Origin of the sequence: Candidatus Thiosymbion oneisti (genome assembly GCF_004359955.1) — a bacterium.
GTDB classification, from domain to species: domain Bacteria; phylum Pseudomonadota; class Gammaproteobacteria; order Chromatiales; family Chromatiaceae; genus Thiosymbion; species Thiosymbion oneisti.
In genome coordinates this window covers 1-1,079 of the sequence record NZ_SMSC01000093.1, presented here as the reverse complement: position 1 = coordinate 1,079, position 1,079 = coordinate 1, and the positions used below count along the sequence as shown (strand labels likewise).

General features: G+C 59.2%; 1 protein-coding gene. It reads left to right on the top strand.

Annotated features, from left to right (window positions below; genetic code table 11):
* Nucleotides 1–1,060 (top strand): ISAs1 family transposase (locus tag E1958_RS19550; RefSeq protein WP_207787991.1); only part of this gene is annotated, 1,060 nt, incomplete at its 5' end.
* Between the last annotated feature and the right edge of the window lie 19 nt (nucleotides 1,061–1,079).

The window sequence follows — 1,079 nt, the reverse complement described above, 5'->3', positions numbered from 1 at the left end:
GAACAAGCTTTATGATCTGGAGGAAATTTTGCTGCTGTGTGTTTGCGCGGTGATCAGCGGAGCCGAAGGCTGGGAAAGCATCCGCGCGTTCGGTCTGACCAAGTTGGCCTGGTTGCGTCAATTCTTGCCTTACACGAATGGGATTCCCTCGGCGGACTGCCTGGGCTGGGTGATGGCACGGTTGTCACCGACCGCGTTCCAGGCGTGTTTCATGGCATGGACCCGTTCGGTTGCCAAGCTGAGCGCGGGCGAGGTGGTAGCGATCGACGGCAAAACGCTTCGCCGCTCCTACGATCGGCGCCACGGGTGCCGTGCCATCCACATGGTCAGTGCCTGGGCTGACGCTAACCGACTGTCACTGGGCCAGGTTGCAACCGCGGAGAAATCCAACGAGCTCACGGCCATTCCCAAGCTGCTCGAACTGCTTGAACTGACAGGATGCATCGTCACAATTGATGCGATGGGATGTCAGAAAACCATCGCCGCGCAGATCGTGGCGACAGGGGCCGATTATGTCTTGGCGGTGAAGGCGAACCAACCACTCCTCTACGAGGCCATCGACGACTACTTCGAAATCGCCCGGGCCGCCCACTTTCAAGCCGTGCCCGCGCACTTCCATGAACACCTCGACGCCGACCATGGGCGCTACGAAGTACGCCGCTATTGGTTGGTCAACGAGCTATCCACGCTACCTGAGCCCCACTCCTGGGCGAGATTGCGCGGGATCGGCATGGTCGAGACCGAGCGTCATGAAGGCGGACGGATCTCACGCCAGCGGCGTTACTACATCACAACCCTGGTCGCCGATGCCCGCGCATTCGCCAATGCCGTGCGCGCTCACTGGGGGGTCGAAAACCGTCTCCACTGGGTCCTTGATGTCACATTCCGGGAAGATGAGAGCCGTATCCGTCAGGCCAACGCACCAGCCAACTTCAATACGATTCGCCAATTCGCCCTCAACTTACTCCAGCGTGCCCAACCCGCCGGGAGTGTCAAACAAAAGAAATTCAATGCCGCCCTCGACGATGACTTCCGGGCCAAGGTGCTGTTTCAACAGTAATTATTATTCGGGAGCCCTG